At 72.5% G+C, this 15,792-nt stretch carries 15 protein-coding genes; 8 read left to right on the top strand and 7 right to left on the bottom strand.

The features are described from left to right. Positions 1-78 precede the first annotated feature (78 nt). A complete protein-coding gene (locus tag AQJ30_RS15130) occupies positions 79-582 on the bottom strand; it encodes a GtrA family protein (protein WP_067233675.1) in 504 nt (167 codons plus the stop codon). A gap of 135 nt (positions 583-717) precedes the next feature. Between AQJ30_RS15130 and AQJ30_RS15125 the strand changes: the two genes are divergently transcribed. The 4 genes from AQJ30_RS15125 to AQJ30_RS15110 all read left to right on the top strand — a co-directional run bounded on the left by AQJ30_RS15125 (position 718) and on the right by AQJ30_RS15110 (position 4,818). Continuing rightward, positions 718-1,857, top strand: coding sequence for a 5-(carboxyamino)imidazole ribonucleotide synthase (locus AQJ30_RS15125; protein ID WP_067233673.1), 1,140 nt, complete (start codon positions 718-720; stop codon positions 1,855-1,857). Next, positions 1,854-2,381, top strand: a complete 528-nt coding sequence (gene purE / locus AQJ30_RS15120; RefSeq protein ID WP_245726935.1) for a 5-(carboxyamino)imidazole ribonucleotide mutase — start codon at positions 1,854-1,856, stop codon at positions 2,379-2,381. Before AQJ30_RS15125 ends, purE begins: the two co-directional genes overlap by 4 nt. A 5-nt stretch (positions 2,382-2,386) precedes the next feature. Beyond that, positions 2,387-3,565 (top strand): dipeptidase, encoded by a 1,179-nt coding sequence (locus AQJ30_RS15115; protein ID WP_067234701.1) that lies wholly within the window; start codon positions 2,387-2,389, stop codon positions 3,563-3,565. Between the two features lie 137 nt (positions 3,566-3,702). Continuing rightward, a complete protein-coding gene (locus AQJ30_RS15110) occupies positions 3,703-4,818 on the top strand; it encodes a dipeptidase (RefSeq protein WP_067233669.1) in 1,116 nt (371 codons plus the stop codon). 31 nt (positions 4,819-4,849) lie between these two features. Here the strand turns inward: AQJ30_RS15110 and AQJ30_RS15105 are convergent, their stop codons facing one another. Beyond that, entirely contained in the window at positions 4,850-5,248 is a 399-nt protein-coding gene (locus AQJ30_RS15105) for a VOC family protein (RefSeq protein WP_067233667.1), read from the bottom strand. 25 nt (positions 5,249-5,273) lie between these two features. After that, a complete protein-coding gene (locus AQJ30_RS15100) occupies positions 5,274-5,633 on the bottom strand; it encodes a VOC family protein (protein ID WP_067233666.1) in 360 nt (119 codons plus the stop codon). A gap of 125 nt (positions 5,634-5,758) precedes the next feature. Here AQJ30_RS15100 and AQJ30_RS15095 point away from each other — a divergent pair, with 125 nt between their 5' ends. Next, the gene (locus AQJ30_RS15095; protein WP_067233664.1) at positions 5,759-6,262 is read left to right on the top strand and encodes a CGNR zinc finger domain-containing protein; all 504 of its coding nucleotides are present in this window, start codon (positions 5,759-5,761) and stop codon (positions 6,260-6,262) included. A 361-nt stretch (positions 6,263-6,623) separates the two neighbouring features. On the opposite strand, the gene AQJ30_RS15090 is transcribed toward AQJ30_RS15095, so the two are convergent. Next, on the bottom strand, positions 6,624-7,970 hold the full coding sequence (locus tag AQJ30_RS15090; RefSeq protein WP_067233662.1) for a UDP-glucose dehydrogenase family protein: 1,347 nt from the start codon (positions 7,968-7,970) through the stop codon (positions 6,624-6,626). Between the two features lie 223 nt (positions 7,971-8,193). Between AQJ30_RS15090 and AQJ30_RS15085 the strand changes: the two genes are divergently transcribed. Continuing rightward, positions 8,194-9,351: an acyl-CoA dehydrogenase family protein gene (locus AQJ30_RS15085; RefSeq protein WP_067233660.1), complete on the top strand. Its 1,158-nt coding sequence runs from the start codon at positions 8,194-8,196 to the stop codon at positions 9,349-9,351. A 74-nt stretch (positions 9,352-9,425) separates the two neighbouring features. Here the strand turns inward: AQJ30_RS15085 and AQJ30_RS15080 are convergent, their stop codons facing one another. Next, positions 9,426-9,983 carry an acyl-CoA thioesterase gene (locus AQJ30_RS15080; protein WP_067233659.1) on the bottom strand — a complete coding sequence of 186 codons (558 nt, stop codon included), beginning with the start codon at positions 9,981-9,983 and terminating at the stop codon, positions 9,426-9,428. 119 nt (positions 9,984-10,102) lie between these two features. Between AQJ30_RS15080 and AQJ30_RS15075 the strand changes: the two genes are divergently transcribed. After that, a complete protein-coding gene (locus tag AQJ30_RS15075; protein WP_079084115.1) occupies positions 10,103-11,386 on the top strand; it encodes an LCP family protein in 1,284 nt (427 codons plus the stop codon). 33 nt (positions 11,387-11,419) lie between these two features. Here AQJ30_RS15075 and AQJ30_RS15070 read toward each other — a convergent pair whose 3' ends face one another. After that, positions 11,420-12,898 (bottom strand): LCP family protein, encoded by a 1,479-nt coding sequence (locus AQJ30_RS15070; protein WP_079084060.1) that lies wholly within the window; start codon positions 12,896-12,898, stop codon positions 11,420-11,422. Positions 12,899-13,033: 135 nt separating this feature from the next. On the opposite strand from AQJ30_RS15070, the gene AQJ30_RS15065 reads away from it, so the two are divergent. After that, positions 13,034-14,080, top strand: a complete 1,047-nt coding sequence (locus AQJ30_RS15065) for a glycosyltransferase family 2 protein (protein WP_067233656.1) — start codon at positions 13,034-13,036, stop codon at positions 14,078-14,080. Between the two features lie 24 nt (positions 14,081-14,104). Here AQJ30_RS15065 and AQJ30_RS15060 read toward each other — a convergent pair whose 3' ends face one another. Further along, complete coding sequence (locus AQJ30_RS15060) at positions 14,105-15,745, bottom strand: LCP family protein (protein ID WP_067233654.1); 1,641 nt, start codon at positions 15,743-15,745, stop codon at positions 14,105-14,107. Positions 15,746-15,792 lie beyond the last annotated feature (47 nt).

Raw genomic sequence — 15,792 nt, 5'->3', positions numbered from 1 at the left:
AGGTCGGGCGGGGGACCAGGCGGGGGAGAGGGCCGGCCGTGGCCGCCCGTCACTCCCGCCGGTCGTCGGGACCCCGGTTCAGCTCATCTGCTGCTGTGCCGTGGGGGTCGATATGTCCGCCTCCAGGAAGGACTCCGCGCTCGCCACGGCGTCCCGCGCGGGCAGGGCGCGGAACACCCAGGTGCGGTAGGACCAGAAGCGGAACAGGGTCGCGACGCCGATGCCGACGAACTTGAAGACGTTGCTCTGCAGCGGGCTGTCCCAGCCGCACCAGTACGTCGCCGCGTAGAGCACGCCGTTCTCGATGACCAGGCCGACCACGCTGAACAGCAGGAACAGGGTGAGTTCCTTGGTGCGGCCGCTCTTGTCGCGGTCCCGGTAGGTGAAGTAGCGGAAGCCGACGTAGTTGAAGACGATCGACACCACCGTGGCGATCACGCTCGCCCGGACCACCTGAAGGTCGGTGACGTGCCGGACCAGGTTGAAGACGGCGAGGTTCACGAGCAGGCCCGCGCCGCCGACCGCGCCGAACTTGGCCAGCTCGTGGACGAGCCGGCGGAGCCCCGAGGCACCATGTCCCATGGTCGTGCAGGCCCCCGTCCGGGTCAGCGAATGGTTCGACCCCGCCATGCTAACCACCGGGCGTGTCCGTTTCCCGTGGCCGCGGTGCGGGAGGCACTGATTCAGGCCGTCCGGCGTGGCCGATACCCTAGGCGTGTGACGTTCCCCGTAGTCGGCATGGTCGGCGGTGGCCAGCTCGCGCGCATGACGCACGAGGCGGGCATTCCGCTGGGCATCAGGTTCAAGCTCCTCAGTGACACTCCGCAGGATTCCGCGGCACAGGTCGTCCACGACGTCGTCGTGGGCGACTACCGCGACCTGGAGACGCTGCGCGCGTTCGCGCGCGGCTGTGACGTGATCACCTTCGACCACGAGCACGTGCCCACCGAGCACCTGCGGGCCCTGGAGGCGGACGGCATCCCCGTGCGCCCCGGCCCGGACGCGCTGGTGCACGCCCAGGACAAGGGCGTGATGCGCGCGCGGCTCGACGCGCTGGGCGTGCCGTGCCCCCGGCACCGCATCGTGCGCGACGCGCAGGACGTGGCCGCCTTCGCCCAGGAGGGCGCGGGGTTCCCGGTCGTCCTGAAGACCGTCCGCGGCGGCTACGACGGCAAGGGCGTGTGGGTCGTCGACACCGTCGAGGAGGCCGAGGAGCCGTTCAGGGCGGGCGTCCCGGTCCTCGCCGAGGAGAAGGTCGACTACGTCCGCGAGCTCGCCGCCAACGTGGTGCGCTCCCCGCACGGCCAGGCCGTCGCCTACCCGGTGGTGGAGTCCCGCCAGGTGGACGGCGTGTGCGACACGGTCATCGCGCCCGCGCCCGGCCTGGACCCGGCCCTCGCGCTGGAGGCCGAGGAGATGGCGCTGACCATCGCCAAGGAACTCGGCGTCGTCGGCCACCTCGCGGTCGAGCTGTTCCAGACCCGCGACGGCCGCATCCTCGTCAACGAACTGGCGATGCGCCCGCACAACTCCGGCCACTGGAGCATGGACGGCGCGATCACCAGCCAGTTCGCCAACCACGTGCGCGCCGTGCTCGACCTGCCGCTCGGCGACCCGCGCCCGCGCGCCCCGTGGACCGTGATGGTCAACGTCCTCGGCGGCGACTTCCCCGACATGTACTCCGCGTACCTGCACTGCATGGCCCGCGACCCCCAGCTCAAGATCCACATGTACGGCAAGGACGTGAAGCCCGGCCGCAAGGTCGGTCACGTGAACACCTACGGCGACGACCTCGACGACGTGCTGGAGCGCGCCCGTCACGCTGCCGGCTACCTGAGAGGCACCATCACCGAATGAGCCCTGTTGTTGGCATCGTCATGGGGTCGGACTCGGACTGGCCCGTCATGGAGGCCGCCGCCAAGGCCCTCGACGAGTTCGAGATCGCCTACGAGGTCGACGTGGTCTCCGCGCACCGCATGCCGCGCGAGATGGTCGCCTACGGCGAGCAGGCCGCCGACCGGGGCCTGAAGGTGATCATCGCCGGCGCGGGCGGCGCCGCCCACCTGCCCGGCATGCTCGCCTCCGTCACCCCGCTGCCGGTGATCGGCGTGCCCGTGCCGCTGAAGTACCTCGACGGCATGGACTCCCTGCTGTCCATCGTGCAGATGCCCGCGGGCGTGCCCGTGGCGACCGTCTCCGTCGCCGGCGCCCGCAACGCCGGCCTGCTGGCCGCCCGCATCCTCGCCGCCCACGACGAGGACCTGCTGAACCGGATGCGCGACTTCCAGCAGGACCTGAACGACCAGGCCACCGAGAAGGGCAAGCGCCTGCGCGCCAAGGCCGAGGGCGCCGGCGGCTTCGGCTTCGGCACGGGGAAGTGACCGCGGTGACCTCCCTGGACCGGGCCCGCGAGCTGCTGCGCGAGTTCCCCGTGGTCGACGGCCACAACGACCTGCCCTGGGCGCTGCGCGAGCAGGTCCACTACGACCTCGCCGCCCGCGACATCGCCGTACGCCAGGACGCGCACCTGCACACCGACCTGCCGCGGCTGCGCGAGGGCGGGGTCGGGGCCCAGTACTGGTCCGTGTACGTGCGGTCCGACCTGCCCGACCCGGTGCCGGCCACGCTGGAGCAGATCGACTGCGTGCGGCGGCTCATCGACCGCCACCCGCGGGACCTGGGGGCCGCGCTGACGGCGGCGGACATGGAGGCGGCCCGCTCCGAGGGCCGCATCGCCTCCCTCATGGGCGCCGAGGGCGGCCACTCCATCGCCAACTCCCTCGGCGTGCTGCGCGGGCTGTACGCGCTCGGCGTGCGCTACATGACGCTCACCCACAACGACAACGTGGACTGGGCGGACTCGGCGACCGACGAGCCGAGGGCGGGCGGTCTGACCGCGTTCGGCCGCGAGGTCGTGCGGGAGATGAACCGGCTCGGCATGCTGGTCGACCTCTCGCACGTGGCGCCGACGACCATGCGGGACGCGCTGGACACCTCCACCGCCCCGGTGATCTTCTCCCACTCCTCCTCGCGGGCCGTGTGCGACCACCCGCGCAACATCCCCGACGACGTCCTGGAGCGGCTGCCCGCCAACGGCGGTGTGGCGATGGTGACGTTCGTGCCGAAGTTCGTGCTCCAGGCCGCCGTCGACTGGACCGCCGCCGCGGACGACAACCTGCGGGCCCACGGCTTCCACCACCTCGACGGCACCGCCGAGGCGATGAAGGTGCACCAGGCCTTCGAGGAGGGCCACCCGCGCCCGGTCGCCACCGTCGCCACGGTCGCCGACCACCTCGACCACATGCGCGAGGTGGCGGGCGTCGACCACCTCGGCATCGGCGGCGACTACGACGGCACGGCCTTCACCCCCGAGGGCCTGGCCGACGTCTCCGGCTACCCCAACCTCCTCGCCGAACTGCTCGACCGCGGCTGGTCCAGGGCCGACCTGGCCAAGCTGACCTGGCAGAACGCGGTGCGGGTGCTGGGCGCCGCGGAGGACGTGTCCCGCGCCCTGCGGGAGACGAGCGCCCCCTCCCACGCCACCCTCGAGGCGCTCGACGGCTGACCGCTGCCTGGTGGGCGGAGGCGGAGCACCCGAACGGCTCCACCCACCAGGAAGCCGCCCGGCCCCCGTGCGACGGTGTCGGTACTGCTGATCACGGCGCCGGAGGGCGGCGCCGGTCGACCCGTACGGAGACCGCCATGGCCGACCTCCAGGACGAAGTGCACCCCATGACCGAGGTCGCGGCGCTGCCGCTGGAGGACCCGTTCGCGGACCCGCTGGACCTCCTGGACGCACCCGGCCCCTCCGGCGACCCCCTGGCACGCGCCCACGCCCTCCTGGACGACCACCCGGTCGCCGACGGCTACACCGGACTGCCCTGGGTGCTGCGCCACCTGCCCTGGTACGACCTGGAGGAGGGCGAGAGCGCCGTCGACACCGACGTGCCCCGGCTGCGCGAGGGCCACGTCGGCGCGCTGTTCTGGTCGCTGCACCTGCCCGAGGGCCTGGCCGCCGACCGGGCCGTCGGCGCCACCCTGGAACAGCTCGACCTGGTCCGCTCGGTGATCAAGGCCCACCCCGAGGGGCTGCGGCTGGCCCGCTCGGCCGGGCACGTCATCGACGCCCGCAACTGCGGCCGGATCGCCGTCCTGCTCGGCCCGGCGACCGCCGCCGCGCTCGACGACTCCCTCGGCATCCTGCGCGCCCTGCACACGCTCGGGCTGCGCGTGCTGACGCTGGCCGGCACCTCCTGGGCGAGCGGGGCCGGGCTGACCCGGTTCGGCGAGGAGGTCGTGCGGGAGATGAACCGGCTCGGCGTGGTCGCCGACCTCTCCGGCGCCTCCGAGGCCACCATCACCCGCGTCCTCGCGCTGTCCCGCACCCCGGTGCTGTGCACCCGCTCAGCCGCCCGCTCCCTGCGCCCCCACCCCGACAACCTGCCCGACTCCCTGCTCACCGGGCTGGGCGCGGCCAAGGGGCTGTGCCTGGTGCCGCTGACGGCCGAGCAGACCGGCCCGACCGTCCGCGACGTCGCCGACCACCTCGACCACGTGCGCGCCCTGGCCGGCCCGGACTGCGTGGGCCTGTCCGGCACCTACGACGCCGGCGTCGCCCACCCCCAGGAGCTCGCCGACGCCTCGGGCTACCCGCGGCTGATCGCCGAACTCCTGCGGCGGGGCTGGCCGGAGTCCGACATCGCCCTGCTCACCTGGGGCAACGTCCAGCGCGTGCTGCGCACCGCCGACTTCGTCGCCCGCTCGGCCCGGGAGCGCCGCGAGCCGTCCACGGCGACGATCGCGGAACTGGACGGCTGACGGGCGGCTGGACCCGGACCCAGGACAGCTCCTAGAGCCGGTTCTCCACGTCGATCCGGCACAGGCAGAACGGGTGGCCGGCCGGGTCGGCGTACACCATGAAGTCCTTCTTCTCCCGGTCCTCCACGTCCAGCGCACGCGCCCCGAGCCCCAGGACCTTCTCGTGGGCCGCGTCGAGCTCCTCCCACGTCGACCCCGCGTCGAAGTCGAGGTGGAACTGCTGGGAGCGGTCGCCGCTCGGCCACTCGGGCGGCACGAACTCCTCGGCGCGCTGGAAGGCCAGCCGCGGCCCCTCCGGCACCCGCAGCGTCACCCACTCGTCGTCCTCCGCCTCCGGGGCGCCGCCGGCGAGGGCCGCGTAGAACCGGGCGAGGGCGAGGGGGTCGGGGCAGTCGATCACGACGTTCCGCAGGCGTACCGCGCTCGGCATCTCGGGGACCTCCAGGTCGGTCGGGTCAGCAGGCGCACAGGCAGAACGGGTGCCCGGCCGGGTCCGCGTAAACCCGGAAGGTGCGCGAGCGGTCCTCCGCGTCCAGCGGCTTCGCGCCGAGTGCCAGAACCGCCTTCTCCGCCGCGTCAAGGTCCTCCACCGTGACGTCCAGGTGGAACTGCTGGGAGTGGTCCGGCGCGGGCCAGCGCGGCGGTACGAACCCGGGCGCCGTCTGGAAGGCCAGCGTCGGCCCGTCGGGCACCTTCAGGTCGACCCACGCGTCGTCGCCCTCGGGCGTGCCGCCCAGCACCTCGGCGTAGAAACCGGCCAGCGCGTGCGGGTCGGGACAGTCCAGGACGACGGCGCCCAGCTTGGCGAGAGCCATGACTTCCTCCTCGAAGTCGCGGGTTACCCATGAACGCGGGCAACCGGTAACGGTTACCCCATGCTGGCCCATGGCAGGTAACGTCGCAAGGGGAAACGCGGAAACGCGGAAGGTAGCGTGCAGCCATGAGTGAGCGATCGCCCGCACCGGGAGGGCTGGCGCTGGTCGAGGCCCTGGTCAACACCCTGGACATCGAGTCGGACGTCGACGCCCTCGACCGGGAGGACGTCCGGGCGCGCTTCGGGATCGGCGCGGACGGGCTCGCCGGGGCGCGCGCCCTGCGCGAGTCGCTGCGCGCCACCCTGCTCGCCCACGCCGGCCATCCGCCCCACCGCGCGGTGACACCGCTCGGCGACCTGCTGGCCGCCGCGCCCCTGTACCTCGCCGTGGACGAGCGGGACGGCTCCGCCGCGCTGCGGGCCGACGACGGCCCCCTGCTGTCCCGGGTGGCCGGCGCCGTCGCCGAGGCCCTGGTCGCGGGCACCTGGACCCGGCTCAAGGCGTGCGAGGCGGACACCTGCCACTGGGCGTACTACGACCGCAGCCCGGCCGGCCGCGGCCGCTGGTGCTCCATGCAGGTCTGCGGGGCCCGCGCCAAGATGCGCCGGTACCGGGAGAAGGTGCGCTGAGAGGCCGTGTCTTTCGGATCAGCCCGACACGGACCGACGGCGCCTTGACAGTGCCGGTGAGCGTGGCTTGGTGCGTGCAGCTGCAAGGCGGAGGAGGGCGTCGATGCGGAGCATCGGCAACCGACGACAACGCGGCAGATGTGCGTGCCAAGCCCCGCGGCCCCGGGGTGATCCGAAAGACACGGCCTACGGCCCAGCGCGGTGGTGCAGAATGCAGCCAGGCGCCGGTTCGGCCGACTGAGCCTCGGCCGAACCGGTCGCCGTCCGGCGCTCGCGGTCGGGCTTCCGGGGGTCGGGCCGTCAGCGGTCAGGGGTCAGCCGTCAGGTCGTGGGGCCGTCGGGTCGTCAGGACAGAGGGCCGTCAGGCCGTCGGGCGGCCCATCGCCCGGTACGTCCAGCCCGCCTTGCGCCACAGCTCGGGGTCGAGGGCGTTGCGGCCGTCGAGGATGACGCGGGCCTTGGCGACCTCGCCCAGCGCCGCCGGGTCCAGCTCGCGGAACTCCCGCCACTCCGTCAGGTGCAGCACCACGTCCGCGCCGCGGACCGCGTCCAGCGCGGTGGGCGCGTAGCCGAGGGTCGGGAAGACCCGCCGGGCGTTGTCCATGCCCTTGGGGTCGTACACGGTGACCTGGCCGCCCTGGAGGTGGATCTGCCCGGCGACGTTCAGCGCGGGCGAGTCCCGCACGTCGTCGGAGTCGGGCTTGAAGGTGGCGCCCAGCACGGCGACCCGCCGGCCCAGGAACGGCCCGCCGCCCAGCGCCTGCCGGGCCAGCTCGACCATCTGGCCGCGCTGGCGCATGTTGATCGAGTCGATCTCGCGCAGGAAGGTCAGCGCCTGGTCGGCGCCCAGCTCGCCCGCGCGCGCCATGAAGGCCCGGATGTCCTTGGGCAGGCAGCCGCCGCCGAAGCCGATCCCGGCCCGCAGGAACTTGCGCCCGATCCGGTCGTCGTACCCGATGGCCTCGGCGAGCTTGGCCACGTCACCGCCCGCGGCCTCGCAGACCTCCGCCATCGCGTTGATGAAGGAGATCTTGGTGGCGAGGAAGGAGTTGGCGGACGTCTTCACCAGCTCGGCGGTCGGGAAGTCGGTGACCACGAAGGGCGAGCCCTCGGCGACCGGCGTGGCGTACACCTGGCGCAGGGTCCGCTCGGCGCGCTCGCTGCGCACGCCGACGACGATCCGGTCCGGGTGCAGCGTGTCCTCGACGGCGAAGCCCTCGCGCAGGAACTCCGGGTTCCAGGCCAGCTCGGCGTCCTCCCCGGCGGGCGCGTGCGCGGCGAGGTACGCGGCGAGCCGGTCCGCCGACCCGACGGGCACGGTCGACTTGCCGACGATCAGCGCGGGCCGGGTCAGGTGCGGCGCGAGGGAGGCCACGGCGGAGTCGACGTAGGACATGTCACAGGCGTACTCGCCGTGCTTCTGCGGGGTGTTCACGCACAGGAAGTGCACGTCGCCGAACGCGCCCACCTCGGCCCAGTCGGTGGTGAACCGCAGGCGCCCGCTGGACCCCTCGAACCCGGGCACGTGCCGGCGCAGCAGCTCGTCGAGGCCCGGCTCGTACATCGGGGTCTCACCGCGCTCCAGCAGCGCGATCTTCTCCGGTACGACGTCCAGCCCGAGCACCTCGAAACCCAGCTCGGCCATGGCGGCGGCGTGGGTGGCGCCGAGGTAGCCGGTGCCGATCACGGTGATCCTGAGGGCGGCCATGGATGCTCCTGGGGTGGACGTCGTTCGCTGCGCGCCCGAGCATATCCGGGGCGCGGCACGACCCCGAGCCGGGCGGATCGGCGGGTTCCGCGCGGGGTTCCTCCCGGTCGTTCCCGCTTGTCGTCAAGGTCACGTCTTCACGCCGGGCGGGCGGCCTCTAAAATTAGGGTTACTTAACGGTAGTTAGCGTCAGCAGCAGAGCGTCTTTGGAGCGTGAGGGAACGTGGCCGGATCGGCTGACTTCGACTTGTACCGACCGTCGGAGGAGCACGACATGCTCCGCGACGCCATCCGCTCGCTGGCCGAGGCGAAGATCGCCCCGTACGCCACCGCGGTGGACGAGGAGGCGCGCTTCCCGCAGGAGGCCCACGACGCCCTGGTCGCCAGCGACCTGCACGCCGTGCACGTGCCCGAGGAGTACGGCGGCACGGGTGCCGACGCGCTCGCCACGGTCATCGTCATCGAGGAGGTGGCCCGCGTCTGCGTGTCCTCCTCGTTGATACCCGCCGTGAACAAGCTGGGCTCGCTGCCGGTCGTGCTGTCCGGCTCCGAGGACCTGAAGAAGAAGTACCTGGGCCCGCTCGCCAAGGGCGACGCGATGTTCTCGTACTGCCTGTCCGAGCCGGAGGCGGGCTCCGACGCGGCCGGCATGAAGACCCGCGCGGTACGCGACGGCGACCACTGGGTGCTCAACGGCGTCAAGCGCTGGATCACCAACGCGGGCGTCTCCGAGTACTACACGGTGATGGCGGTCACCGACCCGGCCAAGCGCTCCAAGGGCATCTCCGCCTTCGTGGTGGAGAAGTCCGACGAGGGCGTCTCCTTCGGCGCCCCGGAGAAGAAGCTCGGCATCAAGGGCTCCCCGACCCGCGAGGTCTACTTCGACAACGTCCGCATCCCCGCCGACCGCATGATCGGCGAGGAGGGCACCGGCTTCCTGACGGCCATGCAGACCCTGGACCACACCCGCATCACCATCGCCGCCCAGGCGCTGGGCGTGGCCCAGGGCGCCTTCGACTACGCCAAGAACTACGTCCAGGAGCGCAAGCAGTTCGGCAAGGCCATCGCCGACTTCCAGGGCATCCAGTTCATGCTGGCCGACATGTCGATGAAGATCTCCGCCGCCCGCGCCCTCACCTACCAGGCCGCGGCCGCCTCCGAGCGCGGCGACGCCGACCTGACCTACCTGGGCGCCGCCGCCAAGTGCTTCGCCTCGGACGTCGCGATGGAAGTCACCACGGACGCCGTCCAGCTCCTCGGCGGCTACGGCTACACCCGCGACTACCCGGTCGAGCGCATGATGCGCGACGCCAAGATCACCCAGATCTACGAGGGCACGAACCAGGTCCAGCGCATCGTCATGGCCCGCAACCTGCCGTAAGCCCCCGCCACTCACGACAGAGCCCCCGACGGACACCCGCCGGGGGCTCGTGTCGTGAGCGGTGGGGGGCCGGCTCAGTCCTCGAAACCCTCTGCTGCTCGCTTCTCGCGGAGTTCCCTGATCGCGCGGCGGCGGGCCAGGCGGTGGGTGCGGCGGATCTGGGCCTCCTGGTAGCGGCGCTCGTCGCGCTCGGTCTCCGGCTGGACCGGCGGCACCCGGCGCGGCCGGCCGTCGGCGTCCACGGCCGCGAAGACCAGGTAGGCGGAGCCGACCTGGGTGGCCGGCGCGGACTCGTTCCAGCGCTCGGCGAGCACCCGCACCCCGACCTCCATGGAGGTCCGGCCGGTCCAGTTGACCTGGGCCTTCACATGGACGAGGTCACCGACGCGGACCGGCTCCAGGAACACCATCTCGTCCATCGACGCGGTCACCGCGGGCCCGCCGCTGTGCCGCCCGGCGACGGCTCCCGCGGCGTCGTCGACCAGTTTCATGATCACCCCGCCGTGCACCGTGCCCAGCAGGTTGGTGTCGTTGTGGGTCATGATGTGGCTGAGGGTCGTGCGGGACGCGGACGTCGGCTTGCCCGGGATCTCCGGGGCGTCCGACTCCGCCGTGGTGGCCTGGTCCGTCATGGCCCCCACCTTATGCGGCCGGCGACATTCCGGGACTTTGTGTCAGCTTGGCCACAGCGCCGCGATGATTTTCCGACGACTCTTGTAAGGCACCTGGCTGGGCCCGGCACACTGTGGCCATGAATGATTGGCCCCAGGGATGGTCCGACGACAACCGCGGCTCCCGGTACGGACGTGGCAGTGCGAGCGATCAGCCCGAGGGCGCGCGCGTGATGCGACAGGTCCGCCGCGGTCCGGCCGCCCCGCCGCACGGCCCCGGCGTCCCGCCGCAGCCGTCGTACGTCGACGGCCGGGGGTACGGCGACCCCGCCGGCACCCCGGGCGCCGACCCCGGGTACGACAGCGGCTACAACACGGGCCAGGTCTACGGCAGCCCCGGCGGCCGCGGCCCGGCCGGCACCGGCACGGGTGCCGGGCGCCCCGCGCCGAACTGGGGCAGGCGCATCAAGTGGACGGCGGTCACGGTGGTCGCCGTCCTGCTCGTGACGAGCGTCGCCACCTACTTCTGGGCCGACTCCAAGCTGCGCCGCGAGGTCGACCTGTCGAAGGTCATCGACCGGCCGTCCGGCGGCGAGGGCACCAACTACCTGATCGTCGGCTCCGACAGCCGCGAGGGCATGTCCGCCGCCGAGAAGAAGCAGCTGCACACCGGCTCCGCCGAGGGCAAGCGCACCGACTCGATGATGATCCTGCACGTCGGCGACAACGGCGACACCCTCATCTCGCTGCCGCGTGACTCGGACGTCGAGCTCCCGACCTTCGTCGGCTCGGAGTCGGGCAAGACCTACAAGGGCACCGGCCGGCACATCAAGCTGAACGCCGCGTACGCGACGGACGGCCCCGAACTGCTGGTCAGGACGATCGAGTTCAACACCGGGCTGCGCATCGACCACTACGTCGAGATCGGCTTCGCCGGGTTCGCCAACATCGTGGACGCGGTGGGCGGTGTCGACATCACCATCGACAAGGGCTTCAAGGACAAGTACTCGGGCGCCGACTTCAAGGCTGGCAAGCAGACCCTGAACGGCGAGCAGGCCCTCGCCTTCGTCCGCACCCGGCACGCGTTCGCCGCCTCCGACCTGGAGCGCACCAAGAACCAGCAGAAGTTCCTCGCGGCGCTCGCCCACCAGGTGGCCACCCCGTCGACGGTGCTGAACCCCTTCAAGTTCTACCCGGTGATGGGCGCGGGCCTGGACTCCCTGATCGTCGACAAGGACATGGGCCTGTGGGACCTGGGCTCGATGTTCTTCGCGATGAAGGGCGTCAACGGCGGCGACGGCACCTCGATGAACATGCCGATCTCGGGGTCCTCCGGCGGCAACCTCGTCTGGGACAAGGCCAAGGTCAAGACCCTGGTCGACCAGCTCAAGAACGACGAGAAGGTCACCGTCAGCGGCAACTGACCGACGACGCACCCGCGGGGGCGGGGCCGGCGCTCAGGAGCAGCCGGCCTCGTCCCCGCGCACGACCGCGGTGTCCGTCTCGCCCGGATTGACGACCCGCACGGCGCGCACGGTGCGGAAGTCCGCCCCGGCGATCACCTTCAGGGTCGGCCCGAGCCCCTTCACCGCTCGCAGCTCGCTGCCCGGCAGGGCCGCCGCCAGTGACCTGGCGGAGCGGTCCCAGCGGGGGTCGTAGGCCACGACCGTGCGCCGCGCCGCCTGGTCGGCGGCGGTGACCGGACGGCCCGTCGTGCGGAAGCCCGCGGCCGCCAGCGCCGCGTCCACGCGCCGGCCGAGGCCCGCGGTGCGGGTGCCGTTCTCCACCTGCACCCGGATCTGCTGCGGGGGCACCTCCACCGGCGCCGTCGTGGGCCGCGCCTTGGGCGCCACCGCCAGCGGCCGGTCCTCGCGCAGCGCCTGGAACAGCCGCCGCGACGCCACCGGGTCCCACTTCAGCGTCGAGCCGATGCCCTTGACCACGTAACCCAGCTGACCGATCGGGACCGTGGTGAACTCCGAGGAGGAGGGGGAGAAGGTGCGCATCGCGCGGCCCAGGTCCAGCAGTTCGTCGGTGCCGAAGCCCCGGTCGGCGCGCACCGAGCCCAGCACCGCGCGGGCCACGTCCCGGAACTTCAGCGGGTTGAGCAGGATGCCGGAGGACGTCGCCCGGTCCACCAGGGCGGCCAGGAAGCGCTGTTGGCGCTTCATGCGGCCGAGGTCCGAGGAGGCGTCCGCGTGCCGGGAGCGCACGTACTGCAGGGCCTCGCCGCCCCGCATGGTGTGCCGGCCGGGCGCCAGGTCCAGGCCCGTGTAGGCGTCCTTCAGGGGCTCGCTCGTGCAGATCTGCACACCGCCGAGGACGTCCACCGTCCGCATGAAGCTGGTGAAGTCGACCTCCAGGTAGTGGTCGATCTTCACGTGGGTCATGTTCTCGACCGTACGGACCGTCAGCTGCGGGCCGCCCTCGGCGTACGCGGCGTTCAGCTTGAGCGGGTGCCCGGCGTGCCGCTCGCCGGTGGTGGCGTCGACGTGCTCGGGCGTCTCGGCGTAGGAGTCGCGCGGCAGGCTCACCACGCTCGCCCGCTCCCGGTCCTCGGAGATGTGCACGATCATGATGGTGTCGGTGCAGTGGCAGGGCTCCCCGCCGAGGCGGTACCTGCGCCGCTCCTCCTCGGTGATCCGGTCGCGCCCGTCGGTGCCGACCAGCAGCACGTTCATGCCGTGGCCCGCGCGCGGCCGGTTCTTCATGTCCTTGAAGGCGTCGACGCGGGCGATGCCGGAGTCGAGGCTGGTGACCAGCGAGTGCCCGATGCCGGCCGAGGCCAGCACCACCACGGAGAGCGTCATCGCGGCCCGCAGGGCCCAGCGCGGACGGCGGCGCCGTACGGCCGCGGGCGGGGCCGGGCGGGCTCCGGGGCGGGCGGGGGGACGCGGGGGCCGGCGGGCGGGGGGCCGGGGCGGCGTGACGGGCATGTGGGGGGACACCTCCGGGCGGCGGCCGTACGTGGGCGAGCCGTGAGCACGGTAGGCCGATACGATCGGTGGACCGGCGCAGCAACCCCGGCGGGGCGCGGGCGTGTCCCCCGTTCGCGGTAACGTGAGCCCCCTATGAACGCCAAGTCCGACGTGCAGCTCCCCGCCGTGTCCGTGATCATGCCCGTCCTCAACGAGGAGCGGCACCTGCGCGGAGCCGTCCAAGCGATCCTCGCGCAGGAGTACGCCGGCGAGATGGAGGTCGTGATCGCCCTCGGTCCGTCCACGGACCGCACGGACGAGATCGCGGCCGCGCTCGTGGCCGAAGACCCGCGCGTGCACACCGTGCCCAACCCGACGGGCCGTACGCCCGCGGCGCTGAACGCCGCGATCAAGGCCTCCCGGCACCCGGTCGTGGTCCGCGTCGACGGCCACGGCATGCTCTCCCCGAACTACATCGCCACCGCCGTGCGGCTCCTGGAGGAGACCGGCGCGCAGAACGTCGGCGGCATCATGCACGCCGAGGGCGAGAACGACTGGGAGCACGCCGTCGCCGCCGCGATGACCTCCCGGATCGGCGTGGGCAACGCCGCCTTCCACACCGGCGGTCAGGCGGGCCCCGCCGAGACCGTGTACCTGGGGGTCTTCCGCCGCGAGGCGCTGGAGCAACAGGGCGGCTACAACGAGGAGTTCATCCGCGCCCAGGACTGGGAGCTGAACTTCCGCATCCGGGAGGCGGGCGGCCTCATCTGGTTCTCGCCCGAACTCAAGGTGTCCTACCGGCCCCGCCCTTCGGTGCGCGCCCTGGCCAAGCAGTACAAGGACTACGGCCGTTGGCGGCACGTCGTGGCCCGCTACCACGCCGGGTCGATCAACCTGCGCTACCTCGCCCCGCCGACCGCGGTGTGCGTGATCGCGGCCGGGATCGTGGTCGGCGCCGTGCTGACCCCGTGGGGCTTCCTCGTCCCCGGCGGCTACCTCGCGGCGATAGCCGCCGGGTCGCTCCCGGCCGGCAAGGGGCTGCCCCTGAAGGCGCGGCTGCAGATCCCCGTGGCCCTCGCGACGATGCACATGTCGTGGGGGTGGGGCTTCCTGACCAGCCCGAAGTCGCTGGCCAGGCGGGTCATCGCCTCGCGGCGCCCCGCGGTGCTCGCCGAGCCCCGCAGCGAGGGCGCCCTCTGACGTCCGGGTAATCCAGGGCCCGGCCTACCAGACGTAGGCCGGGTCCACGTGCATGCACTGGCTGGTGTCGGCTGCGTTGATCGCCTGCGCCGAGTCGGGGGTCGTGTCCTTCGTGGCGGGGGCCCGGTAGGCGGTGCCGGAGCGCCAGTCGGCGCCCACGACGAGCGTGATGCCGGAGACGTCGGTGGACTTCTTCACCGCGCTCGCCGGGAGGCCCAGGGCCCGGGCCACGACCTGCGCGTCGGCCTGGAGGTCGGCGCTCGGGTAGCGCACGACCGTCGACGGCTCGGCCGTGGCCGCGGTGTGGTCCGCGACCGCCCGGGTGAAGCCCTTGCCGGTCAGCACGTCCGCGATCGTGCCCGCGCGCCCGCGAACCGCCGCCTGGGTGTCGGTGGCCGTGCCGTTGAGGACCTGCACCGCGATGGCGGCGGGCGCGTCGGCCGTGGCCGTCGGGGTGGCCGAGGCGGTCGCGGCGGGCTTCGCCTTGTCCTTGCCGTCGAGCGCGACGTCGTCGCGGACCATCCGGAACAGGGTCTCGGCGTCCTCGGTGGGCTCGACGCGGCTGCCGACGTACCGGTTGGGCATCGTCGTCATGGTGATCCGCTCGGTCGGCACCCGCTGGAGCTCGTCGGCGAGGTCGTACATCTTCTTGATGCTGTCCAGGCCGTTGTCGACGGTGATCGCCTTCGTCGCGGCCTCGGCGAGCTTGCGCAGCTTGTTGGGGCTGGTCAGCTTGGCGCTGGCGCGCAGCTCGCGGACCATCGAGTTCATGTACATGTGCTGGGCCTTGGCGCGGGCCAGGTCGGTGTCGTCCTCGAAGCCGTAGCGGGTGCGCAGCCACTGCAGGGCCTGCTCGCCCTTGACGTCGGTGGTGCCCTTGGGCAGCTTCAGGCCGGAGCCCTTGCCGGCGGAGGTGTGCGAGTAGACGTTGGCGTCGACGCACACCGGGACGCCGCCGATGGCGTCCGCCATCGACACCACGCCCGAGAAGTCGATCATCATGAAGTGGTCGATGTGGATGCCGGTGAGCTTCTCCCAGGTCGCCACCGTGCAGCCGGGGCCGCCGCGGCCGAGCGACTCGTTGGCCATCATCCGGCCCCGGGTCGCCGGGTAGACCGTGCCGTCGTCCGGGTCGGTGCACTTGGGCAGGGAGAGCAGGGTGTCGCGCGGGATGCTCACCACGGACATGTTGGAGCGGTCGGCCGAGACGTGCAGCAGCATCTGGACGTCCGCGAGCGGGGGGCCGCCGAAGGTGTCCCGGGCGCCGCCGAGCTTCTGGTTCTCCGCGGTGTCGCGGGCGTCGGAGCCGATCAGCAGGATGTTCAGCGGGGTCTGCCCGGCCGCGTTGGCCTTGGTCTGCGCGGCCCGGTCCTTGGCGTCGCCGAGGTTGAGGTCGTCGCTCCTGATGTTGTCGTTGAGGTGCTGGTAGTAGAGATAGCCGGCCCCCGCCGTGCCGAGTATCACCACCGCCAGTACCGTCGCCGACCAGCGCAGCACGCGGCGTCTGCGCCGGGGGCGGCCCCCCTTGCCGCGCCTGCCGCCGCCGCTCGTGCCACCGTCCGGGCCGCCGGGTTCCGTGCCTTCCGCGGGTTCCTGGTCCTGCGGTGTGAGGGACATCGTGTCCTCGACCGCGGGAACCTCCCCCCGCACATTGCTCTGCGCCATCCCCTGCCCTCCCCGCCGTGCACCCAGACACGGGTCTCCCACCCGCG

It is taken from the genome of Streptomyces longwoodensis (assembly GCF_001514125.1).
GTDB classification, from domain to species: Bacteria; Actinomycetota; Actinomycetes; order Streptomycetales; family Streptomycetaceae; genus Streptomyces; species Streptomyces longwoodensis.
The sequence above is the reverse complement of the archived record's forward strand: the minus strand, read 5'-3'. Positions and strand labels throughout refer to the sequence as shown.

Excerpts from the sequence above, each read along its gene's own strand:
- AQJ30_RS15065 (WP_067233656.1), top strand. The coding sequence starts at position 13,034 with ATGAACGCCAAGTCCGACGTGCAGCTCCCCGCCGTGTCCGTGATCATG.
- AQJ30_RS15070 (WP_079084060.1), bottom strand. The coding sequence starts at position 12,898 with ATGCCCGTCACGCCGCCCCGGCCCCCCGCCCGCCGGCCCCCGCGTCCC.
- AQJ30_RS15105 (WP_067233667.1), bottom strand. The coding sequence starts at position 5,248 with ATGCCGAGCGCGGTACGCCTGCGGAACGTCGTGATCGACTGCCCCGAC.
- AQJ30_RS15080 (WP_067233659.1), bottom strand. The coding sequence starts at position 9,983 with ATGACGGACCAGGCCACCACGGCGGAGTCGGACGCCCCGGAGATCCCG.
- AQJ30_RS15100 (WP_067233666.1), bottom strand. The coding sequence starts at position 5,633 with ATGGCTCTCGCCAAGCTGGGCGCCGTCGTCCTGGACTGTCCCGACCCG.
- AQJ30_RS15130 (WP_067233675.1), bottom strand. The coding sequence starts at position 582 with ATGGGACATGGTGCCTCGGGGCTCCGCCGGCTCGTCCACGAGCTGGCC.
- AQJ30_RS15090 (WP_067233662.1), bottom strand. The coding sequence starts at position 7,970 with ATGGCCGCCCTCAGGATCACCGTGATCGGCACCGGCTACCTCGGCGCC.
- AQJ30_RS15075 (WP_079084115.1), top strand. The coding sequence starts at position 10,103 with ATGAATGATTGGCCCCAGGGATGGTCCGACGACAACCGCGGCTCCCGG.
- AQJ30_RS15060 (WP_067233654.1), bottom strand. The coding sequence starts at position 15,745 with ATGGCGCAGAGCAATGTGCGGGGGGAGGTTCCCGCGGTCGAGGACACG.
- AQJ30_RS15095 (WP_067233664.1), top strand. The coding sequence starts at position 5,759 with ATGAGTGAGCGATCGCCCGCACCGGGAGGGCTGGCGCTGGTCGAGGCC.
- purE (WP_245726935.1), top strand. The coding sequence starts at position 1,854 with ATGAGCCCTGTTGTTGGCATCGTCATGGGGTCGGACTCGGACTGGCCC.
- AQJ30_RS15110 (WP_067233669.1), top strand. The coding sequence starts at position 3,703 with ATGGCCGACCTCCAGGACGAAGTGCACCCCATGACCGAGGTCGCGGCG.